The sequence below is a fragment of the Arthrobacter sp. 05T47 genome (assembly GCF_056395825.1).
Genome location: NZ_JBFTKG010000029.1, coordinates 24,330 through 48,182 on the forward strand (window position 1 = coordinate 24,330; position 23,853 = coordinate 48,182).

Sequence of the window (23,853 nt, forward strand, 5' to 3'; positions counted from 1 at the left end):
TTCCGGCGCCGGACGGCCCAGGAAGGAACTGGCATATGAGTGGAATTATCAGGGTTTACAAACGTGACGAAGAGGGCATCCTGCAGTTCAGGGAAGCCTGGTTTGACGAGGACTACAGCCAGTTCGTGATGAACCACGGCGTCGTGGGACACCAGAGCAAGACCGATGAGACCGACGTCGTGGACGCCGAGGCCGCCGAGCGACTCATGGACGCCTTCGCGGTGCAGTGCGCCGAGGACGGCTACGCCGAAATCCCGGTGGAGGAGCAGTCCTGGGTGGTGGCCCAGTACGCGCTTAAGACCAAGGACGGGACCAGCCGCGACCGTTATCTCGAGGAAAAGGCCAAAGACGCCCTCATCAGCCACCTGGCCTGGCGGGGCCTGGGGATTGTGGACCGCAGCGAGTTTTCCGACGCGCGGCTCAACATCTTCTGCCTCACGCCCGACGTCAACAAGACGGTCAACGCCATCAAGGTCTGCATCCGGGGCGAGGACCTGGACTTCACCAAGCTGAGCATCGGCGCCGCGCACTATGGCGAAGAGACCTTCAAGCTTAAGCACTCGCCGAAGCCGGCCAACAGCTTCACGCTCTAGGCATTACCTGTTTGCGCATTACCTGTTTGGGCATCACCTGTAGGGAGCCGGGCACGGCTCACATCAATTTGGGGGATCCGACTGGAAGGGAACGCAATGACGCGAAAAACCACGAAACCAGGCTGCACTCCTCTCCCGGCGGGTCTGGACGCGCCGGCGCGCAAGTCGCTCGCGCACGCGGGGGTCGAAACCCTCGAACACCTCGTGGAGCTTGGCCGGCGCCGGCTTGCCGGCATGCCGGGCGTCTGCCCGCGCACCGTCGCGCAACTCCAGGACGCCATGGACGAGCACGGGCTGGAACTGCCGGCAGGGTAGTGGCACTGCCGCCCGCGGCGGGCTTGAACGGGATGCCGGTCTGGTCGATATAGGCTGATTCCATGACTGAATACCGCCGCGTGGGAAATTCCGGACTGTCCGTCTCGGTCGTGGGGCTTGGGTGCAATAACCTGGGCCGCTCCGGGACTGTGACTGAATCGCAGGAGGGTACGGACGCCGTCGTGCACGCGGCACTGGACGCCGGGATCACCTTCTTTGACGTCGCCGATACCTACGGCCGGGAACCCGGGCTCAGCGAGTCCATGCTTGGCCAGGCCCTTGGCGCCCGCCGCGGCGACGCCGTCATTGGCACCAAATTCGGCATGGACATGCGCGGCGCCAACGGCGAGGACTTCCGCGCGCGCGGATCCCGCCGCTACATCATCAAAGCAGCGGAAGCCTCCCTGCGCCGGCTCGGCACGGACTGGATCGACCTTTACCAGTTCCACACCCCGGACCCGCTGACCCCTATCGACGAGACGCTGGCCGCCCTGGACGACCTCGTGACCAGCGGCAAAGTCCGCTACATCGGCCACTCCAACCGGGCCGGCTGGCAGCTCGCCGAAGCCGAGTTCGTGGCCCGCGCCCGCGGGGGAGCACGCTTCATCTCCAGCCAGAACCACTACAACCTCCTGGACCGCCGCGCCGAACTCGAGGTGACCCCTGCGGCCGAGGCCTACGGCCTGGGTGTCCTGCCGTACTTCCCGCTCGCCAACGGCCTGCTCACCGGAAAATACTCCAAGGGCGCCGCCCCCGAGGGCTCCCGGCTCAGCCACACACGCACCAACCTGGTCCACGACGCCGACTGGGAACAGCTGGGCGCCTTCGGCGAGTTCGCCGCCGCGCGCGGGCTCAACGAGGTCCAGGTGGCGTTCTCGTGGCTTGCCGCCCAGCCGTCCGTCAGCAGCGTCATCGCCGGCGCCACCACCCCGGAGCAGGTGCGCCAGAATGCCGCCGCCGTCGCCTGGATCCCCAGCCATGCCGATCTTGCCGAACTGGACGACCTTTTCCCGCGCACGCCCAAGGTGGCGCTGTTCTGAACGATCCAGCTGTGAACGATCCAGCTCTGAACGGCCCGGCCCTGGGCACCACGGCAGCGGTCCCGGCCGCCACCCAGTCGATCCTGATGGACCTCGACACCGGGATCGATGACGCCCTGGCCCTGGTCTACCTGCTGTCCCGGCCGGAGGTGCGCCTCCAGGCGATCACTTGCACGGCCGGGAACGTTGGGGCGCGGCAGGTGGCGATGAACAGCCTGGCCCTGCTCGAACTGTGCGGCCGCGAGGGTGTGGAGGTGGCCATCGGCGCCGAGGTCCCGCTGGAGATCCCGCTGGTCACCACCGAGGAAACCCACGGGCCGCAGGGGATCGGCTACGCCGAGCTGCCGCCGCCGGCGCAGCAGATCTCGGCAAGGCACGCCGTCGACGTCTGGGTGGAAGAGGTGCGGGCGCACCCGGGGGAGATCACAGGCCTGATTACCGGCCCGCTGACCAACTTCGCGCTGGCCCTGCGCCGCGAACCCGAACTCCCGCGGCTGCTCAAGGGGCTCGTCATCATGGGCGGGTGCTTCTACTACCAGGGCAACACGACGCCGACGGCCGAGTGGAACACTTCGGTGGACCCGCATGCCGCCAAGGAAGTGTTTGCCGCCTACCGCGGCCTGCCCGAGGACAAACTGCCGATCCTGTGCGCCCTGGAAATGACCGAGCGGATCGAAATGCACCCGGAGCACCTGCGCCAGCTCGGCGAGGCCGCCGGCGCGCCGGAGCCTGAACTCGTCCTTCCAGAGCAGCCCGAAGGCCAGCGCAGCCTGTCCGGCAACCCCCTGGTCGCCTGCCTGTCCGACGCCCTGCGCTTTTACATGGAGTTCCACCGGCTCTACGACCAGGGCTACGTGGCGCACGTGCACGACGCCTTCGCGGCCTGCGTCGCCGCGGGCCGGACGCCATTCGCCACCCGGCTGGCCACGGTCGACGTCGAAACGGACGCCCCGCTGCTGATCGGCACCACGGTGGCCGACTACCGCGGGCTGTGGGGCCTGCCGCCGAACGCCAGGATTGTCTCCGACAACATCCCGGCGCGCTGTTTCGACGAGCTGATTTCCTCGATCGGCTCCCTCGCGCGCGACGTGGGCACGGGGTCAGCGACCTCGACGTCACCGACGGCCTGAGGCTGGGCCGGCCGGAGGGAGTTCCCGGCCTGTCAGCGGATCGCTAAGATGGTAGCTGCGCCGAGGTGACATGAGGCGGATCTTGTCGCACCCAGCCGAAGGACCACCCCCCATGTCACAGCCAGCACTTACCGTCACTGCCCCTGGACAGGCGGCCGGGCGCGGCCGCCGCCTGCTCGAAATCGCAGGTGCCGCCGCGATCGCCGCCACCTACATCTTCCTGGTCCTGACCCAGCCGGCGGACATCGCCAACGGCCCGTCGAGCTTCTCGGCACTTGTGGCCCTGGGCGGCTTCCTGCTTGGTGCGGTGCTGCTGATTGTGGCCGTCGTGCCCGTACTGCCCACCTCCACCCTGGTCCTGATCCCCGTGGCGTTGGTCCTGAACGTAGTCCTCGGACAGCTCATGGGCAGCACGGGCCTGCCGTTCTACATCGACGCGATCGGCACCGTCCTGATCGCCGTCCTCGCCGGCCCCGCCGCCGGCGCCGCCACGGGGGCGCTGAGCAGTATCGTCTGGTCCTTCTTCAACCCCACCGTCCTGCCGTTCGCCGCCGGTGCGGCCCTTATCGGTTTCCTGGCCGGCATGGCCGCCCGCGGGGGCCTGTTCCGCCGTTTCTACCTCGCCCCCTTCGCCGGCTTCGCCACCGGCATCCTCGCCGGCGTCGTCTCCGCACCGATCGCCGCGTTCGTCTTCGGCGGCACCTCTGGCCTGGGTACGGGAGCGATCGTCAGCGCCTTCCGCGCCATGGGGGACACACTCCTGGCCGCCATCACCAAGCAGGCACTGATTTCTGACCCCATGGACAAGGCGATCGTSTTCACSATCGCRGCGCTSCTGGCCTACGCCCTGCCCCGCCGGACCACCTTTCAGTTCCCGTTCGTGCGGCGCTACCGGGTGCTCGCCGGCAAGGCCCCGGCGACGCCGGCAACGCCAGCAGCCCCGGCAACATCAGTAGCCCCTGCAGCCCCGGCAACACACTCAACGCCGGACGCCTGAGACCTGTGACTGCCTGACACAGTGACACGGTGACGAATCCTCGATGACGTTCCCTCCATGACACTTCCTCCATGAAAGCGCGCCTCCACCCCCTCACCGCGCTGACCGCGGCCGCCTGTACCGCCGTCATCACGACGGCGGCCGCCAGCTGGCCGCTGTCTGTCGCCGTGGCACTCGTCGCGGCGGTCCTCGCCGCGCGCCGTGGAGTCGCGGGCCGGGTCCTGCCGGCCGCGGCGGTGATCCTGACTCCGCTGTTGCTGTCCTTGCTGGTGCTGCACGGCCTGTTCTTCCCCGAAGGCCAGACTGTCCTGGCCCAGTGGGGCCCCGCCCGGGTCACGGCCGAAGGCCTCGCGTTCGCGCTGGAGCTCGGAACCCGGACCACTGCCTGCGTCCTGGTGTTCCTGCTCTTCTCCTTCACCGTGAGCGTTCCCGACCTCGTCTCCGCCCTCGCCGCGCGCAGGATCCCGCCGCAGTTCGGCTTCGTGCTGGCCTCCACCCTCACGCTCCTGCCCGCCGTCGTAGGCCGCCTGGACCGGATCCGGCAGGCCCAGGAAACGCGCGGACTGGTGGTCCGGCGTGGCCTGCTGTCCCGCCTCGGGGCTCTCCGCCTGCAGATGGTGCCGCTGGTCCTCGCCCTGATCGACGACGCCGGCAGCCGCGCCCAGGCGCTCGACGCCCGCGGCTTCGGCAGCCCGGGTCCCCGGACCAGCTACCGCGACGTAGTGGACCCGCCCGCCCAGCGGTTGTTCCGGGCCGCAGCCCTGGTGCTCACGGCAGCCGCCGTCGCCGTGCGGATTATTGCCTCCTGGCCCGCCGGGGCGCCGTCATGACCGCGACCACCGGGACGGCGCTGCGGATCCGGATCGAGGCATTCACGTTCCACGGCGAGGACACGCCTGTCCTGGCCGACGCGGCGATTTCGGTCACCCCGGGTACCCTGACCGCCGTCCTGGGCGGCTCCGGAAGCGGGAAATCCACGCTGGGCAAACTGCTGGCGGGCTGGCTCCGCGCCGGCCACGCGGGACAATTCCGCGGCAGCCTGGAACTCGACGACACCTTACTGGAGTTCCACGGCACGCCAGAGGATCCCCGGATCAACCCCGCCGAATGGTCCCGTCGCGTGGCCTTCGTACCCCAGGACCCAGCGGCCATGCTCTCCACCGTGCGGGCCACAGTCGCGGAGGAGCTGGCCTTCGGCCTGGAAAACCACGCAACACCGCGGGCGGACATGCTCCGTGCGGTGGAGCGGACGGCCGCGCGCACGGGATTGACGGACCTGCTGGACCGGGACCCGGCCACCCTGTCCGGGGGAGAGTTGCGCAGGCTCGCCGTGGGCTGCGCCGTCATTGGAGAACCGGAGGTTCTCATCCTGGACGAGCCGCTGGCATCGCTCGACGCGGCCGGGGCAGCACAGATTGAGGAGCTTGTCCGCAGCCTCTGCCGCACGGGCACCGGCGTCGTCGTGTTGAGCCAGGCGGTGGACCGGCTCGCCGGGGAAGCCACGCACTGGAGCGTTCTCGACGGCGGGACGGTGACCGCGGCGGGAGCGCCGGCACAACTGGCGGGTTCGGCCGAGCTGGGGCGCTCTGGTGTTGTCGACGGCACCGGCGCGGGCGTTGCGGGATTCGGTGTTTCAGGATTCGGTGTTTCGGGATTCGGTGTTTCAGGATTGAAGGCTAGCGGTCCCGACGCCATTGGCCCCGGCAGTCCCGGGCCCGCATCGCTCGAATTGCGCCGGGTGGGGTTTGGCTACGGGCAGGACCCGCGGCGGTGTGGGACCGGTGCGCAGGACTGGGTTCTCCGGGACGTGGACTTCGCCGTGTTCCCAGGGGAGATCATCGCCGTGACCGGGCCCAACGGGGCCGGCAAATCGACATTGCTGCGCCACTTCAACGGATTGCTCCGGCCCTCAGCGGGGGAGGTGCTCGTCTGCGGGCGCAGCATCTCCGGCGTGCCGGTGGGAGCAGCAGCCGCCTCCATGGGCCTGTTGTTCCAACACCCCCGGGACCAGCTGTTCGAACGGACGCTCCTGCGCGAAGCCGCGTTCGGGCTCAGGCAGCTGTTCGGGAAAGCCGAGGCGCTGGGGAAGGCCCGGGCGGCGCTGGCCGCGGTGGGATTGTCGGGGATGGAGGCGGTCCACCCGGCCGAACTCTCTTCCTCCCGGCAACGGCTGCTCGCCCTCGCCACGGTCCTGGCCCGTGAACCGGCGGTGCTGGCCCTGGACGAGCCCACAGTCGGGCTGGACCGGCACGGCCTCGAACATCTGGGACGGGCCGTAAACGCCGCGGCAGCGCGGGGGACCGCCGTCGTCATGGTTACCCACGACCTCGCCTACGCACGAAAGAACGCGCACCGTGTCCTGGAACTCAAGGGCGGCCGGCTGAGCGAGATCTAGGCCGTTTCCCGGACAGTGATTGCCGCGCGCGCCCAACACACGCGCCTCAATCGAAAGCGGCGCCGCCGCCCGGACGAAAGTCCAGACGACGGCGCCGCAAGGAGCCAGGCCGCGCTGCTTCCTTTGCCGGCCCTACGCCGGTGCGGACGCCACTCCGGGTGCCAGGAACTTCTTGCCGTTGACCCGCTCCGAGGCCCCGACGCGGTCGAGGTACGGCGTGATGCCGCCCAGGAACATCGGCCAGCCGGCGCCCAGGATCATGCAGAGGTCGATGTCCTCGGGTCCAGCCACCACGCCTTCCTCGAGCATGAGTCCGATTTCCTGCGCCAGCGCGTCCTGCGTCCGTCGCAGCACCTCCTTGCCGGTGGACGGCGTGCTCCCGAAGGACATCAGCGCCAGGGTTTCGGCCGGGATGAACGGCTGGCCGTCCGGACCCGGCTGCGGCGCCCCGTTCTGGACGGCCCAGATGGACTTCACGCCGTTGTCGATCAGCGCCTGGAGGTTCCGCGAGACGGTGAAGCGGTCGGGGAAGGCGGCGTGCAGGGATTCCTGGACGTGCTGCGCGACCGGCAGGCCCACCATGGCGCCGAGGACGAACGGCGTCATCGGCAGTCCCATCGGGCGCAGCGCGTTATCCGCCACCTCGGCGGGGGTGCCCTCGTCGAAGGCCGCGGTCACCTCGCCCATGAGRCGCAGCAGGATGCGGTTGACCACAAACGCCGGGGCGTCCTTGACCAGCACGGCTGACTTCTTGAGCCCCTTSGCGAGCTCGAACGCGGTGGCCAGCACGGCGTCGTCGGTCTTCGGGGCGCGGACGACCTCCAGCAGCGGCATGACGGCCACCGGGTTGAAGAAGTGGAACCCCACCAGGCGTTCGGGGTGTTCCAGGTCTTCGGCCATCGCGGTCACKGACAGCGAGGASGTGTTGGTCGCGAGGATGCACTCTGCCGAGACGATCGCCTCGACCTCCTTGAAGACCTGCTTCTTGACGTTGAGTTCCTCGAACACGGCCTCGATGACGAAGTCGGCGTCGGCGAAGGCCTCCTTGGAAACCGAYCCSGTGACCAGCGCGCGGGTCCGGTTGGCRGCGTCGGGGCTGATCCGTCCCTTCGCCAGCAGCTTGTCCACCTCGGCGTGGACGTAGCCCACACCCTTGTCCACCCGGACCTGGTCGATGTCCGTCAGCACCACYGGAACCTTGAGCTGGCGGGCGAAGAGCAGGGCCAGCTGGCTGGCCATCAGCCCGGCGCCCACGACGCCGATCTTGGTCACCGGGCGCGCGAGCTTGCGGTCCGGGGCACCGGCCGGGCGCTTGGCGCGGCGCTGCACGAGGTCCAGGAAGGCATAGACCGTTGAGCGGAACTCGTCGGTCTGCATGAGGTCCGCCAGGGTCTCGCATTCGAGCTCGGCGGACTGTGCCTGGGTCAGGGTGCGGCTGGCTTCCATGACGTCCAGGACCTTGGCCGGCGCCGGCGAGGCGTTGGAGGTCTTGGCCTCCACAAAGCCACGGCCCTTGGCGACGGCGGCCGCCCAGCGGGCCGCGACGTCGSGGTCGGAGGGGTCGACGGCGTTGGACCGCTCCGGCACCACCGCGCCGGCAATGACCTGYGCTGCCCACGCGACGGACTGCTCGATGAAGTCGGCCGGTTCGAACATCGCGTCMGCCACGCCGAGTTCGTAGGCCTGCGGCCCGGTGAGCGTGCGGTTGTTGCTGAGCGGGTTTTCGATCATCACCTTGAGCGCGTTCTCSGGCCCGATCAGCCGCGGCAGGATGTAGACCCCGCCCCAGCCCGGGATCAGYCCGATGAACGCYTCGGGCARGGCCAGGGCGCCGGCGCCGGTGGAGACTGTGCGGTAGGTGGACTGCAGGGCRATCTCCAGGCCGCCRCCCAGGGCCAGGCCGTTGATGAACGCGAAGCTTGGCACGCCCAGGTTGGCCAGCGTGGCGTAGACGTCGTGGCCGAGCTGGGCCATCCACCGGCCCTGCTCGCGTCCGCTGACCGACTTGACCGTGGAGAGGTCGGCGCCGGCCACGAGGAAGTACGGCTTGCCGGTGACCCCGACGCCGGCAAGCTCGCCGCGGGCTGCGCGTTCCTTGAGCCCTTCCAGGACGGTGCCGAGTTCAATSAGGGTGTTCGGACCGAGGGTGGTGGGCTTGGAGTGGTCCAGGCCGTTGTCCAGYGTGACCAGCGCGAAGGTGCCGGGGCTCTTCCCGTCGACGGGCGGCAGCTCGATGTCCTGAACGTAGGAGTGGGTGACCGTCTCGTTSGGGAAGAGATCGGCAAGCTTGCGGAAATCAGCGGCGCTCATGCTGTGGCTCCAGTCTCGGTGGCGGTGGTCTCGGCCGGGGTTGCRWCGGTGTCGGGTGCCTGGCTGGCAGGTGCATCCGTGCCGTAGTCCGCGTGATGCGGGTTCTCCCAGATTACGGTGGCGCCCATGCCCAGGCCGATGCACATGGTGGTCATGCCATAGCGGACCGAGTGGTCCTCCTCGAACTGCCGGGCCAGCTGGTTCATCAGCCGGACCCCGGAGGAGGCGAGCGGGTGCCCGACGGCGATCGCGCCGCCGTAGCGGTTGACGCGGGGGTCGTCGTCGGCGATCCCGAAGTGGTCCAGGAAGCTCAGGACCTGGACGGCGAAGGCCTCGTTGATCTCGAAGAGGCCGATGTCCCCGATGCCGAGGCCGGCGTTCTTGAGTGCCTTTTCGGTGGCCGGGACSGGGCCGATGCCCATCACCTCGGGTTCCACGCCGGCGTAGGCGTAGGCGACCAGGCGCATCCTGACGGGCAGGCCGAGTTCCTCGGCGGTGTCGGCGGATGCCAGCAGGGCRGCTGTGGCGCCATCATTGAGCCCGGCGGCGTTGCCCGCGGTGACCCGGCCGTGGGCACGGAACGGGGTCTTGAGTGCGGCGAGGTCTTCGACCGAGGTTCCGGGGCGCGGCGGTTCGTCCACGGTGTTGACGGTCCAGCCCTGGCCCGGCTTCATCGTGGCGACGGGTACCAGGCCGGGCTGGATCTGGCCGTTGGCGTAGGCGGCGGCGAGCTTGTCCTGCGAGGCGACGGCGTAGGCGTCGGTGCGGTCTTTGGTGATGGCAGGGAAGCGGTCGTGSAGGTTCTCGGCCGTGTTGCCCATGTTCAGGGCTGCCGGGTCCACGATCCTTTCGGACATGAAGCGCGGGTTGGGGTCCGCGCCGGCGCCCATCGGATGGTTGCCCATGTGTTCCACGCCGCCGGCAATCACGACGTCGTACGCGCCGAAGCCGATGCCGCTCGCCGTCGTGGTTACCGCCGTCATGGCGCCGGCGCACATGCGGTCGATCGCRAAGCCGGGMACGGTCCTCGGGAGTCCGGCCAGCAGGGCGGCCGTGCGGCCGATGGTCAGGCCCTGGTCGCCCGTCTGGGTGGTGGCCGCGATTGCGACCTCGTCGATCCGGTCTGCCGGAAGGGAGGGGTTGCGGCGCATCAGTTCGCGGATGCACTTGACCACGAGGTCGTCGGCGCGGGTGCCGGCGTAKATGCCTTTTTCGCCKGCGCGGCCGAAGGGGGTTCGGACGCCGTCGACAAAGACGACCTCGCGAATGGCSCGGGGGCGSGCGCTGCTGGTTTTTCCGCTGGTGTGGGCTTCGCTCACGTGGGACTCCTCATTGAGACATGGTTGCCGGACCCGTGCCGGTGGCAGGGCTTGCCACTGGCAGGAGGGATCCGGGCGACATCATGAATCATGTTACTCGMCAGTAACATAGCTGGCAAGGAGGTGGGGAGGGGTCCCGGGCAGATTTCCTAGACCGTGGAACGCGATGGCGCCTCRGCGGGGGCCTTGGGCTCCTTCGCGGGCAGCGGCTCGGGGTGCAGGAAGGACTCKGCGATCAGCGGGGCGGTAATTTCGATCTGCCACTGGCGCGCGCCGAGGTTTGCCAGTTCCTCGGCCACGCCTTCCTCGCTGAGTTCTGCCGGCGGACGCCACGCGACACGCCGCAGGTAGTCCGGAGTGAGCAGGTTTTCCACCGGCAGGTTCAGTTCCTCGGCCCTGGCCTGGAGTTTCGGGCGCGCGGTGGCGAGCCTGGCGGCCGCCTCCGGATCCCGGTCCGCCCAGACGCGCGGGGGCGGGGGAGCGTTGGTGGGCAGGTGCAGCGGCGGCAGGTCCTCCAAGGCCCTTGCCGTGCTGATGCACCGCAGCCAGCGGGGGGCCTCGCGCTGGGCGGCGCGGCCATGGAAGCCCTTGGTGCCAAGAAGCTGGGGGACCGTGGAAGGCATGGCCTTGGCGGCGGCGACCAGCGCGGAGTCGGGGATCAGCCGGCCCGGGGCGACGTCGCGTTTCTGGGCGAGAGAATCGCGTTCCAGCCACAGCTCCCGGACCGCTGCCAGCTGGCGGCGGTCACGGATCTGGTGCAGTCCGGACGTCTTGCGCCACGGATCAACGCGCGGCGGGGCCTGTCCGGCCTCGAGGATGGCGGCGAATTCCTGCTCGGCGTACTCCAGTTTTCCGTCGGCCACGAGGAGTTCGATCAGTTCCTCGCGCAGTTCGGTCAGGACTTCGACGTCGAGCGCGGCATAGCGCAGCCACGGTTCGGGCAGCGGGCGSGTGGACCAGTCGGCGGCGGAGTGTTCCTTGGCCAGGCCGAAGCCCAGGAGCTGTTCGATGACTGCGGCCAGGCCCACCCGGGGCAGCCCGGCCAGGCGCGCGGCGAGCTCGGTGTCAAAGAGCTTGTCCGGCCACATGCCGAGCTCGGACAAGCAGGGCAGGTCCTGGCTGGCGGCGTGCAGGATCCATTCGACACCGCGSAGAGCGTCATGGATGATGCCCAGGTCCCCGAACGGTTCGGGATCGATCAGCCAGGTCCCGGAGCCTTCGCGCCKGATCTGGACCAGGAAGGCGCGCTGGCCGTAGCGGAAGCCTGAGGCCCGYTCCGCGTCSACRCCCGCAGGGCCGTGGCCGGCTGCGAGGGCTGCCGCGCAGCGTTCGAGTCCGGACTGGGTTTCAATCACCAGTGGCACGCCGTCGCGGGGTACGTCGAGGTCGATCACTTCAGGGACCAGGCTGTCGAAGCCTTCCACCGTGATGTGGGCTGTGGTGTCAGTGGCTTCGGCAGTGTTGCGCATGGCGCCGGCCGTGCTGATTTCCGGATTTTGAGGGGTCATGGTCTCTACAGTTTACCGACAACATGGCGTATAAGGCCGTGACCGTGGCCGGACATGCGCCTCATGCGTGTCCGCGGGGGCGCCTGGGAAGGGCCGTTACACCCTCGGGCAGCGGCGGCAGTCCGGCGAACGTGCAGACCATGTCAGACCACGCCTCCAGGTGCGAGGTGATATCCGGGGTGGMCGGTGTCCAGGAGGCCCGGAGTTCAATGTCGATCGAATCCGGGCGGTCGGACAGCGTGCCAAAGCTCTCCGAGAGCACCCTGGTGGCCGTGCCGCCGGCGGAGCGGTAGGGGGCCTGGTGGTTTTCCAGCGCCTCGACCAGCCAGTCCCACGCCACGGATCCCAGGAGTGCGTCGTTGCCCATTTCGGGTTCCAGCTGGGCACGGATGTAGGTGACAATCCTGAACTCCCCGTCCCACACGGCAGAACCGTCTGGATCGTGGAGCAGGATGAAGCGGCCGGTGGCCAGTTCGACGTCGTCACTGCCCGATGCCCGTGCCAGGGCTGCGGCGGCCGGGCCGTGGACGGGGCCACTGGCGGGGGCACCGCCGGGGCCGATGACCTCGGCTCCCAAGGCCACGGCGAACGGCGCCAGCCGCGACGGTGCAGGAATCTCGTCCAGGTGGAGCTCGCTGCGGCAGCGTGCCTGTCGAAGGGTCCCCAAGGCGAAGAGGAAATCTGCCGGGACCTGATCGAGGGAGCTCACCTTGGAAGGTTATGCAACGGCCGGGCCCCTGCCCGGCAGACTCGCCGCCGGGCAGGGGAAGCCGTGCATGGCTCAGGCGGCCGCGAGCTCGCGCTTGATGGCCGCGATGAAGGAATCAACGTCTTCCTCGGTGGTGTCGAAGGAGCACATCCAGCGGACCTCGCGGGCCGCCTCGTTCCAGTCGTAGAAGCGGAAGGACTTGCGCAGCCGGTCCGCGACGCCGGCRGGCAGGACGGCGAAGACGCCGTTGGACTCGGTCTTCTGGCTCAGTTCGACGCCGGGGATCCCCTCGACGCCRGCGCGCAGCCGGGCGGCCATGGCRTTGGCGTGCGAGGCCGACCGCAGCCACAGGTCCCCCTCGAGCAGGGCAATGAACTGGGCGGACATGAAGCGCATCTTGGACGCCAGCTGCATGTTCATCTTGCGCAGGTAGATCAGGCCGTGGGCGGCYTCCGGGTTCAGCGCGATGACAACTTCGCCGAACAGCAGGCCGTTCTTCGTGCCGCCGAAGGAGAGGATGTCCACGCCGGCGTCGCGGGTGAAGGCCCGCAGCGGGACGCCCAGGTGGGCTGCGGCGTTGGCCAGCCGGGCRCCGTCCATGTGCAGTTTCATGCCCTTGGMGTGGACATGCTCGGCGATGGCGCGGACCTCGTCCGGGGTGTAGCAGGTGCCAAGCTCGGTGGTCTGCGTGATGGACACGGCCAGCGGCTGGGCGCGGTGCTCGTCGCCCCAGCCCCAGGCTTCCTGGTCGATCAGTGCCGGGGTGAGCTTGCCGTCGCTGGTGGGGACCTGCAGCAGCTTGATGCCGCCGATGCGYTCCGGTGCGCCGTTTTCGTCCATGTTGATGTGGGCGGTGGAGGCGCAAATGACGGCACCCCAGCGCGGCAGCAGCGACTGCAGGGACAGGACGTTGGCGCCGGTGCCGTTGAACACCGGGAAGCACTCGATGCCTTCGCCGAAGTGGTCTTCCATCAGGTGCTGCAGGCGGGCGGTGTAGTCGTCTTCGCCGTAGGAGACCTGGTGGCCTTCGTTGGCTGCGGCCAGGGCCGCGAGGACCTCCGGGTGCACGCCGGAATAGTTGTCCGAGGCGAAGCCGCGGACKGAGGGATCGTGGAGCCGCACCGCAGTGCTGGCAGGGGCATTTTCAACTGTGCTGGTCATCGCTTTGCTCACGCTTTCAGTCTAAGAGGTTGGGCCGCAGGGACTAAGTCCGCGCCGCTGAATAGGAGCCAGTTCAGCGGCTCAGGGGCAGCCGCTGCCCGTTCAGCTCGGCCGCCGGGGTGCTGAAGAGCCCGACGGCGGCCGCGGCCAGGTCTTCGACATCGGTAAAGCCGGGGAAGGTGCGTTCCGGGGATTTGGCCCGCATTGCGGGGTCAACCAGTGCCTTCACCACGAAAATGGYGGCGGCGCTGTGAATTYCCGGGGTTTCCTGGCCGGCGCTATCCCCGGTTTCCCCGGTCGCGCCGGGGCCGGCGGCTGCAGCGTGGATCCGGTTGAACCCGTCCGCAACCGCCAGCGTCCAGGCCTCGGCGGCGGCTTTGGCCGCGGCGTAACTGGCCCCGCCCGCCGTCGGGGCACCCACTGCCGTGGAGGAGACCATGGCAAAGCGTCCGGTGTCAGAGGCGGCGAGGTCGTCAAAGAAGACGCGGGTGACGTTCCTCAGTGTGGTGACGGCGTTGCGYTCCAGGAAGTCCCAGTCSTCRTCGCTCTGGTCCGYGATGCCTTTCGCGCCGCGCCAGCCGCCCACAAGGTGGATGACGCCGTCGACATTTCCGGCCATGCCGGCGACGCTCGCCCGCAGGGCCTGGACGTCGGCCAGGCTGGCGAGGTCGCTCACCARCGGGGTGACGCCGCTGCCGGCTTCGGCAGCGGCGGCCTCGATGCGGGCAGCATCAGAACCGACGGTAAAGACCCGGTGGCCGGCGTCGCGAAGGGCACGGGCGGTGGCGATCCCAGAGGGGCCGCCGCCGCCCGTGACCAGCACGTTCAAGGTGCGTCCGTTGCTCATCCGGCGTTCAGGGCCTGGGCGGCTGCGCYGGCGTCGGAGGACGCCGTATCCGAGGAACCGGTGATGCCGGCCGTGGATTCGATGACCGGGCGCATTTTCTTCTCSAGGGCCTCGTAGAACATGGACAGCGGGAACTCGTCGTCRAGRACCTGGTCSGTGAGGCCGCGGGGCGGGCCGTCCAGSGGGAGGGCGTCCGGACCCTTGGCCCASACCGAGGCCGGGTTGGGCGTGACCGTGCCGGAGATGAGCTCGTAGGCGGCGAGCCAGTGGGCCATCTTGGGGCGGTCGATCGAGCGCCAGTACAGTTCCTCGATCTTCGCGGCGAGTTCAACCACGACGTCGGCCGCCTCGTCCCAGTCGATGCTGAGCTTGCTGTCGGTCCAGTGCAGGACGTGGTGCTGGTGCATCCAGGCGAAGAGGAGCTGGCCGCCGAGGCCGTCRTAGTTGCGGACGCGGGTCCCGGTGATGGCGAAGCGGAAGATGCGGTCAAAGATCACGGCGTACTGGACAAGCTTGGCGTGCCGGCGAGCCTCCGGATCAGCGTCCTCGTCCTTCTCGATCTTCACCGATTCGCGGAAAGCGGTGAGGTCGCAGCGCAGTTCCTCCAGCGAGTACAGGAAGAACGGCATGCGCTGCTTGATCATGAACGGGTCGAAAGGCAGGTCCCCGCGCATGTGGGTGCGGTCGTGGATGAGGTCCCACATGACGAACGTTTCCTGCGTCAGCTCCTGGTCCTCCAGCAGYGCGGCGGCGTCCTCGGGCAGCTGCAGGGACGTGATCTCGGCGGCGGCGCGCAGGACGCGGCGGAAACGGGCGGCCTCGCGGTCGGCGAAGATCGCGCCCCACGTGAACGTCGGGGTCTCGCGGACGGCGACGGTCTCGGGGAAGAGCACGGCGGAGTTGGTGTTGTAACCCGGCGTGAAGTCCAGGAAGCGGATCGGGACGAAGAGCTTGTTGGAGTACTCGCCCGTTTCCAGGCCRCCGATGAAYTCGGGCCAGATGACCTCGATCAGTACGGCCTCGACCAGGCGGCTGCTGCTGCCGTTCTGGGTGTACATCGGGAACACGACGAGGTGCTGGAGTCCGTTGACCCGGTGCTGCTGCGGCTGGAAGGCCTGGAGCGAATCCAGGAAGTCCGGGACRCCAAASCCGCCGTCGSCCCACCGGCCAAAGTCGGTGACGAGCAGATCCAGGTAGCGGGCGTCGTGCGGGAAGGACGGGGCCAGGGCCGAAATCGCKGCGGTGATGGTGGCGACGTGGCCGGCCGCGGCGTCGTGGGCTTCGGCRTCCGGSACGGAACCGTCCTTGACCTGGAGGGCCTGCAGKGCGGTGGCGGCAGCCTTGAGGCGCAGCCATTCCTGGTTGCCGGAGGTGATCGGGGCGGGGGCGGTGAGAGCGGTCGTGGTCATCGTCGACGTCGCCTTTCTGGTTGCTGTGGAGCATGTCGCTGAATCTAAATCGAGCGTAGCAAGCAAACAGGAGCCCTAATGCAAAATTGCCTTGAGCATAAGAAAGACTGTGGCAAGTGATTCCGGGAAGCCGTTCCAGCGGAAGGAAAGGGAGGCCTGCCGGCCACTGCGGACCCCYGCAGGGAAACCRCAGKGACCCGCAGTGCGCRGCGCCGGACTGGCTGCCGGCGCGGCTGCCTGGCTACTTCCCKGCGTCGTCCGCGGGAACCAGCTTCAAYGAGACCGAGTTGATGCAGAACCGCTGGTCCGTKGGGGTGCCGTAGCCCTCGCCGTCGAACACGTGGCCCAGGTGGGAATCGCAGGTGGCGCAGCGGACCTCCACCCGGTCCATTCCCATGGTGCGGTCATGGATGTAGCGCACGGTGCCCTCCGCGAGCGGCGCCCAGAAGGAGGGCCAGCCGCAGTGCGAGTCGAATTTTTCGTTGCTGGTGAACAGYTCGGTGCCGCAGGCCCGGCACTGGTAGACGCCCCGGGTGTGGGTGTCCCAGTATTCGCCGGTGTACGGACGCTCGGTGCCGGCCTGGCGGAGCACGCGGTACTCCTCCGGGGTCAGTTCCTCGCGCCACTGGGCATCGGTCTTYCCGGCCGGCTGCCCKGCCGCGGGCTGTTCGCCCGGGGCASCGGCAKGATCGCCGGCGGGGTCGGCGGCAGACGCTGCGCCGGGAATGGCCTGGGGCATGGATTTGGACCTGTTAAAGATGCTCATAGCCTAARTAACGCTCAGGAGTCCCCGATAAATCCCGAACCGGCGTACAGATGCAGGACGGGCAGRCCGAGCTTGTCCTGAGCCTTGGTGGCCCAGTCTGTGTGGAAGGTGTCGGCGACAGCGTGCGGACGGGTGATCACCACAGCCTGGCCGGCGCTGAGTTCCTTGACCTTGGCAACCAGCCCGTCGACGGCCTTGCCCTCGACGACTTCGCCCGTGACACCGCCGCCCAGGCCGGCCAGCGCGGCCAGCGAGGCGGCCAGGGTGTCGGCTGCTTCGGCCCGCTCACCGGCGGGATCGGAGTGTGCAGTCAGTTCGCGGAAGGCTTTGGCGATTTCGAGCAGGGAAAGGTTCTCCAGGAAATCCACCACCAGGTGCCGCTCGGTGTTGGCCGGCACCAGGATCAGCAGGGGCGAATCACCACCGGCAACCAGGGTTTCAATGTTGACGCGGTCATCCGCACCGAGGGGCTCTTCTGTCAAAATGACGATTGGATCACTCATGACCCCAGCCTAGTCGCGCTCGTGTTGCCCCGCATGCTTGTGCCCCGCAGAGCCTGCGTGTCTGKGCCCGTGTTCGTGGCCGTGTCTGTGCCTGTGTCTGTGCCGGCGCAACCCGTTGCCTTGGTTGCCTGARCAGCRGCAATGCCGTGGTTGCGCCGGAGTTCCGTCAGAATGGTGCCATGGCATCCTCCTTGCGCCTCAGCCCGGACCYTCGCCCCGACCTCCGCCGCGCCGCCGCCCGGTCTGTGCCCCGGGGGAAAGCGGTCCCCGTTGCGGCCGCCMCTGRCCCCTCGCCSTCGGGGAGCGCCAAATGGGCGCTGGGGGGAATCATCGGCGGCAGCGCCGCCGCGGGCGTGCTCGCCGCCGGGTCGTCCGCCCTCGCCCTGTATTTCGCCCGCCGCGTCATCACTCCGGCCAGGTTCCGCGCCGAGGACCAGGAAGTGCTGGCGGTGATCGGCGAGGGGCGGGGGCTGCAGGTCATTCTCGCCGCCACCCCGGATTCGACGGTCGACGGCGTCTATGGCTTCTTTTTCGACGGCGGCCGGGGCCACGCACGCATCGGCCGGATCCTGTCCTACTCGCCSGCCGAACGCACAGTCCTCCGCSAGGTGGAGCACGTCTACAGCGGGGACCTGGCCACGGTCCGGCGCGGCTGGTGGAGCGGGGCTGCCTATCCGGACCCGGCGGCAATGGGGCTCCCGGTGGAGGACGTGCTGATCGACGTCGATGCCGGCACGGCGCCGGCCTGGCTGGTCCGCGCAGCGCCGGCGTCGGGGGACGTTGAAGCGGAGGATGCGGAATCGAACGTCTGGGCSATCATGGTCCACGGCCGGGGCGCCACCCGGCTGGAGGGCCTGCGYGCTCTTCGKCCGGCCCGGGAACTGGGCATGTCCAGTCTTCTGATCTCCTACCGGAACGACGGACTGGCCCCGTCCGCCAGCGACGGGCGCTACGGCCTGGGCTCCACCGAGTGGCGCGACGTCGAGGCCGCCATTGACTTTGCCCTGCARCAGGGTGCCCGCGAGGTAGTCCTKTTCGGCTGGTCGATGGGCGGCGCGATCTGCCTACAGACGGCTGACCTCTCCCGGCATCGCCACCTGATCCGGGCAATGGTCCTCGACGCCCCGGTRATTAATTGGGTCAATGTGCTGGCCCACCAYGCKGAACTGAACCGGATCCCGTCGTCCGTGGGCCGCTACGGGCAACTGATGCTCAGCCACCGCCTGGGCAGGCGGTTGACCGGGCTGGCCGCCCCCGTTGACCTCAAGGCGATGGACTGGGTTTCGCGGGCCGTGGAGCTGCGGACGCCGACCCTCATTGTGCACAGCGTGGACGACGAATACGTCCCCTACGGGCCCTCTGCCGTGCTGGCCGAAAAAAATCCTGAGATGGTCACGTTCGAGCCCTTCGACCGGGCCCTGCACACTAAGGAATGGAACGTGGATCCGGAGCGGTGGGAGCGGCAGGTCACGGCGTGGCTCCGGCTGCAGCTGGCCCCCCGCGCCAACCCCGGCGGCCAGGAGCCGGCRGCCGGGAACGCGGCATCKAACTAACAGCCGCGCCGAACTAGCGGCCCCGCACGTCTAGCAGCCCCGCCGAAACGGCAGAACACGGCAGTGTTTCGCGCYGGCACTGCCRTGATCTGCCGTCTCGACGCCGACKMCGGCCGTCAGTCGCGCCGGGTGCCGATCCTGGCGGTCCGGGCMGCCGTGAGGCGGATGAGTTCGGCCGGATCCAGCTCGATGTCCAGGCCACGCCGTCCGCCCGAAACCARGATGGTCTGCAGCGCCAGGGCRCTCTCATCRACCACYGTGGGGGAGGGCTGGCGCTGCCCSAGCGGTGAGATGCCGCCGAGCACGTAACCGGTCCGGCGCTGCGCCGCGGCCGGGTCCGCCATCTCGGCCTTCTTACCGCCCAGGGCGGCGGCCATCGCCTTGAGGTCCAGGTTTCCGCTCACGGGAACGACGCCGACGGCGAGCCGGCCGTCGACGTCGACCATGAGCGTTTTGAAGACCCGGGCCSGGTCGACGCCGAGCACATCCGCCGCYTCCAGGCCATAACTGGCCACGCYGGGGTCATGCGTGTAGGGATGTGCGACAAAGGGAACCCCGGCGGCCGCGAGTGCTGCGGTGGCCGGAGTTCCCTGCGAGGCGTGCTTGCGTGCCATGTTCCCTTGGCTGTCCGGGCGCCTGGGCTCAGGACTGTGCCGGCGACTGCCGGTTTCCGGACGCGACGACTTTCCGCTTGATCCGGCCCAGCATGGCCGTCATCCCGCGCATGCGCAGCGGAGTGATGGCCCGGGTGAGGCCCAGCAGTTCGGGCATGTCGTCCGGGACGGCCAGGATTTCSGCGGCGCTGAGGCCGTCGAGTCCTTCATGGAGCACCCCGGCGAAGCCGCGGGTGGTGGGGGCTTCCTTGGGTGCCTTGAAGTAGAGCCGGACGCGTTCCGGCTCAACGCCGTCGGTCTGTTCCGTCTCGACGGTGAGGAAGAGCGGCGTCTGGCATTCCACAACCTGCTCCAGCAGCTCCGGGTGGTCCCGGAGCCGCTCCGGAAGTTCCGGGAGTCCCTGTGAGAACTCGAGGAGCAGCTGCAGCCGGTCTGCTTCGGTCAGGGCCTGGAAGTCGTCGACAATTTCCGCCAGCGCGGCGGGGAGGGCTGAAGTATTCATCATTCCCAGCTTACGCACGCGCGCCGAATGTGTCCCTGTCGCGTCCGGTTTCGGCCCAAGATGCCAGTGGCTCCGGTTCAGTTGTACTGTGCCATCAGCTGTTTCGGGCCCTCAGCTGTACTGTGCCATCAGCAGTGCTGCGCCCTCAGTTGTACTGTGCCGGAACCGTGCCGCGTTCGGTGCCCTTGACGATCGGGACGCGCACGGCRTTGCCCCATTCGGTCCAGGARCCGTCATAGTTCCGGACAGTCTCGAAGCCCAGCAGGTACTTCAGCGCAAACCAGGTGTGGCTGGACCGCTCGCCGATCCGGCAGTACGCCACGACGTCGTCGCCTTCCTTGAGCCCGGCCTCGCCGAGGTACAGGGCCTCAAGTTCGCCGCGGTTGCGGTAGGTGCCGTCGCCGGCGGCCGCGCGGGCCCAGGGGATGGAGGCCGCGGTGGGGATGTGGCCGCCGCGCAGGGCACCTTCTTCAGGGTAGGCGGGCATGTGGGTCCGCTGGCCGGTGTATTCCTCGGGCGAGCGGACGTCGATCAGCGGCTTGCCGAAGTGRGCCAGGACGTCATCCTTGAACGCCCGGATCGGGGCGTCATTGCGCTCCACGACGGGGTAGTGGGCGGGGGAGGGGACGGTTGTTTCGGTGGAGAGCGCCCGGTCCTCGGCGATCCACTTGTCCCGGCCGCCGTCCAGGAGCCGAACGTCCTCGTGGCCAAACAGCGTGAAAACCCACAGGGCGTAGGCGGCCCACCAGTTGGACTTGTCGCCGTAAATCACCACGGTGCTGTCCCGGGAAATCCCCTTGGCTGCAGCCAGCGCGGCGAAGGCCTCGCCGTCGACRTAGTCGCGGGTCACTTCGTCGTTGAGGTCGGTGTGCCAGTCGATCTTCACGGCCCCCGGGATGTGGCCGGTCTCGTASACCAGGACGTCTTCGTCGGACTCGACCACCACCAGGTTGCCGCCGTCGAGGGCKCCGGCCTCGATTTCCGTTGCGAGCCATTCGGTGGATACCAGGCGCTCGGGGTGGGCGTAGGCGGAGAATTTCTCGTTCTGTTCAACGGGGTAGGACATTTCGATGGCCTTTCACTGGAACGGTCAGGAGGCCCGGGCGCGGAAAGCGTGCGCGGCGCCGGGCCTGTTACAACACTAGTCACGGGCCGGCGGGAATGCTCCACCGGGTTCATACGGGGAAATGTGGCCTTGCTCACGCCTGCGCCGCGTTCGCGCCCGCGCACGCAGGCCGGCCATTCTTTGCCGGTATTCTTGCTGGGGACAAGAGACCAGCAGAACGGACCACCTTGGTACAGATCGAACAGCTCGCCGCCCGTACGCCGGCAGTTTCCGTGGACGAACTCCTCAATGGGTTCTATCCGTCGCCGCGGTTCGGTGAGGTGTCGTTTGCCAGTTACCGGCCCGATCCCGCCCAGCCCAGCCAGGCCCACGCGGTCCACGCCCTGCAGCACTTCGCGGCCGGTGTTGGCGCGCGCGACGGTGACGGCCTGTTCAAGCGGCTCTTCGGCAAGAAGGACACGTCCCGCGCCGGCATCTACCTCGACGGCGGATTCGGTGTGGGAAAGACCCACCTGCTGGCATCGCTGTGGCACGCCGCGCCCGGGCCCAAGGCCTTCGGCACGTTCGTCGAATACACCAACCTGGTCGGTGCGCTGTCCTTCCGCAAGACCGTGGAGGCCCTGAGCCACTACAAGCTCGTGTGCATCGATGAATTTGAGCTCGACGACCCGGGCGACACGGTGCTCATGTCCCGGCTGATGCGCGAACTCGCCGACGCCGGCGTGAAGCTCGCCGCAACCTCGAATACCCTGCCGGGCTCACTGGGCGACGGGCGCTTCGCGGCCGTCGACTTCGCCCGYGARATCCAGGTGCTGGCCGACCAGTTCGACGTCGTGAGGATCGACGGCGAGGACTTYCGCCAYCGYGGCCTGCCGGCCGCGCCCGCGCCGCTGCGCAACGATGAYCTGACGCACCAGATGCATGCCGAATTCGACGGCAAGACAGTGGCCCGCGATGAGTTCAGCACCTTGATCAACCACCTGGCSGGCGTGCACCCAAGCCGCTACCGCCAGTTGCTGGAGGGGATCGAGGGCGTCGTCTGGAAGAACGTGCACACGATCACCGAGCAGGCCGTGGCGCTGCGCTTCGTGGTGCTGGCGGACCGGCTGTACGACAAGGACGTGCCCATCCTTGCCAGCGGTGTGCCGTTCGACCAGCTCTTCACCGAGGAAATGATGACCGGCGGGTACATGAAGAAGTACTTCCGCGCCGTCTCCCGGCTCACGGCGCTGGCCCGCGAGGGCCAAAACCACGAACCGTCGTAGCCGCTCCGGGCCCACCCGGCTTACMCGGCKTGTGRCGCTCMCACKGCACACAGCAACGCGGAGTCATTCCGCGCCCTCCTGACCTACCGGACGGGCGCGGARTGACTCCGCGTTGTCCTTTAAGGCGCCTTAAACGCCGAAGGTGCCTTAAACGCCGAAGGTGCCTTAAACGCCGAAGGTGCCGGCGCCGCCTCCCGGCGGGACCGACACCTCGCTGACGTACCTGGGTCAGAGGCCCTGCTGCCGGGGTTCACCGGCTACAGGGGGCTCTTCCGCGACGGGCGGCTGAYTGGCGACASGAGCCTCGTTGGGCTSGTCGTCTGCCTTGTCCACGAAGTCGGAAGCACCCTTCTGCACTGCATCGACCTGATCGGCGTACTTGCCGCCGGTCTTCGAGTCGACGAAATCGCCGGCCTTCTCGATGCCGTCCTTGATGGTCTCTTCGTTGCCACCAATGACTTGCTGAGCCTTGCCCTTCAGATCGTCAAGTAAACCCACGGGCACCTCCCTTCGGTCGCGGAGCCAGATCGCTCCTCCGGCTTCGATAGTAACTGCCGCAGAAGATCGTGCCAAGGGTTGATCCGCTTCCCGAAGTCGGCGCTGTCAAGAGTCTTGTGGCCCGGTCGGGGAACGGGCGGCGYGGGGTTCGCGGGGCAAGTGCCGCTGCGGRACGGGCGCTGAGGCGCCGYGGGCGCGGGCCGCTCCGGTTGTGGGCATGAAAAAAGCAGCTCCGGAGAGCTGCTTGATGGTGGGCGATACTGGGATCGAACCAGTGACCTCTTCCGTGTCAGGGAAGCGCGCTACCGCTGCGCCAATCGCCCGCAACCGGAAGAATCCGGAGTGGATTTTTGTGAATCTAATACACAACAGAGCGGACGACGAGATTCGAACTCGCGACATCCACCTTGGCAAGGTGGTGCTCTACCAGCTGAGCTACGTCCGCAATTTATGAAGTCCTTGCCGGCTRGGCCGGTGGTGCTGCATCAAGCAAGTTGCCTTGCTTTGGTGGGCGATACTGGGATCGAACCAGTGACCTCTTCCGTGTCAGGGAAGCGCGCTACCGCTGCGCCAATCGCCCCTTGCATCCGGTCGGAACCGGAAACCAGGGTTTTCACCGAGGTGGGTACGGGATTCGAACCCGTGTATACGGCTTTGCAGGCCGCTGCCTCGCCTCTCGGCCAACCCACCGTGTAGACAGGATTCCGAAGAACCTTTGCCGTGACAGTGTCCTGCGAGCGGACGACGAGATTCGAACTCGCGACATCCACCTTGGCAAGGTGGTGCTCTACCAGCTGAGCTACGTCCGCATTGTTGGAGTGCATTTCCCTGCCGCATTTGGCATTTCCTCGCGTTCCAACGAGTAAGAACTCTATAGGAGGTTCAGRGAATCTACAAATCGAGACGCGTCGGCCTTCCTTCGATGTCCCTACTTCCTTGATTTCTAGGGGATTTTGCTAATTACAGCGCTGTAATTAGCGCACTCCTCCCGAGCCGCGGAACAAGTCGCAGCTGAATGCGGATCTGGATGCAGCGGACCGTAAAGACTGGGCCGTAGAGAAAGCGTCRTAGAGAAAGCGTCATGGAGATAGGGCGAAGACGCTGAGCAATATGACTGCCTCGCAGACACRGGACCTCGGCACTGGTGAAGGGAGTGCGGATCCGAGGTGCGGCCGGGTTCTGCTGGCCGATTTCTAAAATCCGTCCGGGTGGGCTAGCATTCAATGTCGTTAGGGCGATTGGCGCAGTGGTAGCGCGCTTCGTTCACACCGAAGAGGTCACTGGTTCGAACCCAGTATCGCCCACTAACGAAATGGTCCGTTCCGCTGACTCAGCGGGGTGGGCCATTTTGCT

At 68.0% G+C, this 23,853-nt stretch carries 22 protein-coding genes and 6 tRNA genes; 10 read left to right on the plus strand and 18 right to left on the minus strand.

Going from position 1 to position 23,853, the window contains the following annotated elements; all coding sequences use genetic code 11:
- Positions 1-35: 35 nt before the first annotated feature.
- The 7 genes from AC1DEY_RS17390 (at position 36) to AC1DEY_RS17420 (ending at position 6,470) form a co-directional block, all read left to right on the plus strand.
- Positions 36-593 carry a hypothetical protein gene (locus AC1DEY_RS17390; protein ID WP_476869052.1) on the plus strand — a complete coding sequence of 186 codons (558 nt, stop codon included), beginning with the start codon at positions 36-38 and terminating at the stop codon, positions 591-593.
- 96 nt (positions 594-689) lie between these two features.
- Positions 690-908, plus strand: a complete 219-nt coding sequence (locus AC1DEY_RS17395) for a helix-hairpin-helix domain-containing protein (protein WP_441409850.1) — start codon at positions 690-692, stop codon at positions 906-908.
- Between the two features lie 62 nt (positions 909-970).
- Positions 971-1,948 (plus strand): aldo/keto reductase, encoded by a 978-nt coding sequence (locus tag AC1DEY_RS17400; protein ID WP_476869053.1) that lies wholly within the window; start codon positions 971-973, stop codon positions 1,946-1,948.
- Positions 1,949-2,034: 86 nt separating this feature from the next.
- Positions 2,035-3,078: a nucleoside hydrolase gene (locus AC1DEY_RS17405; protein ID WP_476869075.1), complete on the plus strand. Its 1,044-nt coding sequence runs from the start codon at positions 2,035-2,037 to the stop codon at positions 3,076-3,078.
- A 112-nt stretch (positions 3,079-3,190) separates the two neighbouring features.
- Positions 3,191-4,075 carry an ECF transporter S component gene (locus AC1DEY_RS17410; RefSeq protein WP_476869054.1) on the plus strand — a complete coding sequence of 295 codons (885 nt, stop codon included), beginning with the start codon at positions 3,191-3,193 and terminating at the stop codon, positions 4,073-4,075.
- Between the two features lie 71 nt (positions 4,076-4,146).
- On the plus strand, positions 4,147-4,905 hold the full coding sequence (locus AC1DEY_RS17415) for an energy-coupling factor transporter transmembrane component T (RefSeq protein WP_476869055.1): 759 nt from the start codon (positions 4,147-4,149) through the stop codon (positions 4,903-4,905).
- On the plus strand, positions 4,902-6,470 hold the full coding sequence (locus AC1DEY_RS17420) for an ABC transporter ATP-binding protein (protein ID WP_476869056.1): 1,569 nt from the start codon (positions 4,902-4,904) through the stop codon (positions 6,468-6,470). The genes AC1DEY_RS17415 and AC1DEY_RS17420 overlap by 4 nt, the downstream gene beginning before the upstream one ends.
- 132 nt (positions 6,471-6,602) lie before the next feature.
- Here AC1DEY_RS17420 and AC1DEY_RS17425 read toward each other — a convergent pair whose 3' ends face one another.
- The 9 genes from AC1DEY_RS17425 to AC1DEY_RS17465 form a co-directional block, all read right to left on the minus strand.
- The gene (locus AC1DEY_RS17425) at positions 6,603-8,780 is read right to left on the minus strand and encodes a 3-hydroxyacyl-CoA dehydrogenase NAD-binding domain-containing protein (protein WP_476869057.1); all 2,178 of its coding nucleotides are present in this window, start codon (positions 8,778-8,780) and stop codon (positions 6,603-6,605) included.
- Entirely contained in the window at positions 8,777-10,099 is a 1,323-nt protein-coding gene (locus AC1DEY_RS17430; RefSeq protein ID WP_476869058.1) for a thiolase family protein, read from the minus strand. Before AC1DEY_RS17430 ends, AC1DEY_RS17425 begins: the two co-directional genes overlap by 4 nt.
- A 149-nt stretch (positions 10,100-10,248) precedes the next feature.
- Entirely contained in the window at positions 10,249-11,607 is a 1,359-nt protein-coding gene (locus AC1DEY_RS17435; protein ID WP_476869059.1) for an HRDC domain-containing protein, read from the minus strand.
- A gap of 61 nt (positions 11,608-11,668) precedes the next feature.
- The gene (locus AC1DEY_RS17440) at positions 11,669-12,316 is read right to left on the minus strand and encodes a DUF3000 domain-containing protein (RefSeq protein WP_476869060.1); all 648 of its coding nucleotides are present in this window, start codon (positions 12,314-12,316) and stop codon (positions 11,669-11,671) included.
- Between the two features lie 72 nt (positions 12,317-12,388).
- Positions 12,389-13,477: a threonine aldolase family protein gene (locus AC1DEY_RS17445; protein ID WP_476869076.1), complete on the minus strand. Its 1,089-nt coding sequence runs from the start codon at positions 13,475-13,477 to the stop codon at positions 12,389-12,391.
- Positions 13,478-13,550: 73 nt separating this feature from the next.
- Positions 13,551-14,324, minus strand: a complete 774-nt coding sequence (locus AC1DEY_RS17450; protein WP_476869061.1) for an SDR family NAD(P)-dependent oxidoreductase — start codon at positions 14,322-14,324, stop codon at positions 13,551-13,553.
- Entirely contained in the window at positions 14,321-15,733 is a 1,413-nt protein-coding gene (locus tag AC1DEY_RS17455) for a DUF6421 family protein (protein ID WP_476869062.1), read from the minus strand. The genes AC1DEY_RS17450 and AC1DEY_RS17455 overlap by 4 nt, the downstream gene beginning before the upstream one ends.
- Before the next feature lie 241 nt (positions 15,734-15,974).
- On the minus strand, positions 15,975-16,499 hold the full coding sequence (msrB, locus tag AC1DEY_RS17460; protein ID WP_476869063.1) for a peptide-methionine (R)-S-oxide reductase MsrB: 525 nt from the start codon (positions 16,497-16,499) through the stop codon (positions 15,975-15,977).
- 14 nt (positions 16,500-16,513) lie between these two features.
- Positions 16,514-17,002, minus strand: a complete 489-nt coding sequence (locus tag AC1DEY_RS17465; RefSeq protein WP_390202991.1) for a hypothetical protein — start codon at positions 17,000-17,002, stop codon at positions 16,514-16,516.
- A 179-nt stretch (positions 17,003-17,181) separates the two neighbouring features.
- On the opposite strand from AC1DEY_RS17465, the gene AC1DEY_RS17470 reads away from it, so the two are divergent.
- The gene (locus AC1DEY_RS17470) at positions 17,182-18,555 is read left to right on the plus strand and encodes an alpha/beta hydrolase family protein (RefSeq protein WP_476869064.1); all 1,374 of its coding nucleotides are present in this window, start codon (positions 17,182-17,184) and stop codon (positions 18,553-18,555) included.
- Positions 18,556-18,671: 116 nt separating this feature from the next.
- Here the strand turns inward: AC1DEY_RS17470 and ybaK are convergent, their stop codons facing one another.
- The 3 genes from ybaK to AC1DEY_RS17485 form a co-directional block, all read right to left on the minus strand.
- Positions 18,672-19,169: a Cys-tRNA(Pro) deacylase gene (gene ybaK / locus AC1DEY_RS17475; RefSeq protein ID WP_476869065.1), complete on the minus strand. Its 498-nt coding sequence runs from the start codon at positions 19,167-19,169 to the stop codon at positions 18,672-18,674.
- 28 nt (positions 19,170-19,197) lie between these two features.
- Complete coding sequence (locus AC1DEY_RS17480) at positions 19,198-19,671, minus strand: SufE family protein (protein WP_476869066.1); 474 nt, start codon at positions 19,669-19,671, stop codon at positions 19,198-19,200.
- A gap of 145 nt (positions 19,672-19,816) precedes the next feature.
- Positions 19,817-20,737, minus strand: coding sequence for a sulfurtransferase (locus AC1DEY_RS17485; RefSeq protein ID WP_476869067.1), 921 nt, complete (start codon positions 20,735-20,737; stop codon positions 19,817-19,819).
- A 227-nt stretch (positions 20,738-20,964) separates the two neighbouring features.
- Here AC1DEY_RS17485 and zapE point away from each other — a divergent pair, with 227 nt between their 5' ends.
- Entirely contained in the window at positions 20,965-22,002 is a 1,038-nt protein-coding gene (gene zapE, locus AC1DEY_RS17490) for a cell division protein ZapE (RefSeq protein WP_026536986.1), read from the plus strand.
- 228 nt (positions 22,003-22,230) lie between these two features.
- Here zapE and AC1DEY_RS17495 read toward each other — a convergent pair whose 3' ends face one another.
- The 6 genes from AC1DEY_RS17495 to AC1DEY_RS17520 all read right to left on the minus strand — a co-directional run bounded on the left by AC1DEY_RS17495 (position 22,231) and on the right by AC1DEY_RS17520 (position 23,309).
- Entirely contained in the window at positions 22,231-22,500 is a 270-nt protein-coding gene (locus tag AC1DEY_RS17495) for an antitoxin (RefSeq protein WP_476869068.1), read from the minus strand.
- A 248-nt stretch (positions 22,501-22,748) separates the two neighbouring features.
- A tRNA-Val gene (locus tag AC1DEY_RS17500) sits at positions 22,749-22,823 on the minus strand.
- A 49-nt stretch (positions 22,824-22,872) separates the two neighbouring features.
- A tRNA-Gly gene (locus AC1DEY_RS17505) sits at positions 22,873-22,945 on the minus strand.
- A 60-nt stretch (positions 22,946-23,005) separates the two neighbouring features.
- Positions 23,006-23,080 (minus strand) — tRNA-Val (locus tag AC1DEY_RS17510).
- Positions 23,081-23,119: 39 nt separating this feature from the next.
- A tRNA-Cys gene (locus AC1DEY_RS17515) sits at positions 23,120-23,190 on the minus strand.
- A gap of 46 nt (positions 23,191-23,236) precedes the next feature.
- A tRNA-Gly gene (locus AC1DEY_RS17520) sits at positions 23,237-23,309 on the minus strand.
- 423 nt (positions 23,310-23,732) lie between these two features.
- Here AC1DEY_RS17520 and AC1DEY_RS17525 point away from each other — a divergent pair.
- Positions 23,733-23,804 (plus strand) — tRNA-Val (locus AC1DEY_RS17525).
- Positions 23,805-23,853: the final 49 nt, after the last annotated feature.

Coding starts and splice junctions, on each gene's coding strand:
- AC1DEY_RS17390 (WP_476869052.1), top strand. CDS start 36: ATGAGTGGAATTATCAGGGTTTACAAACGTGACGAAGAGGGCATCCTG.
- AC1DEY_RS17395 (WP_441409850.1), top strand. CDS start 690: ATGACGCGAAAAACCACGAAACCAGGCTGCACTCCTCTCCCGGCGGGT.
- AC1DEY_RS17400 (WP_476869053.1), top strand. CDS start 971: ATGACTGAATACCGCCGCGTGGGAAATTCCGGACTGTCCGTCTCGGTC.
- AC1DEY_RS17405 (WP_476869075.1), top strand. CDS start 2,035: ATGGACCTCGACACCGGGATCGATGACGCCCTGGCCCTGGTCTACCTG.
- AC1DEY_RS17415 (WP_476869055.1), top strand. CDS start 4,147: ATGAAAGCGCGCCTCCACCCCCTCACCGCGCTGACCGCGGCCGCCTGT.
- AC1DEY_RS17420 (WP_476869056.1), top strand. CDS start 4,902: ATGACCGCGACCACCGGGACGGCGCTGCGGATCCGGATCGAGGCATTC.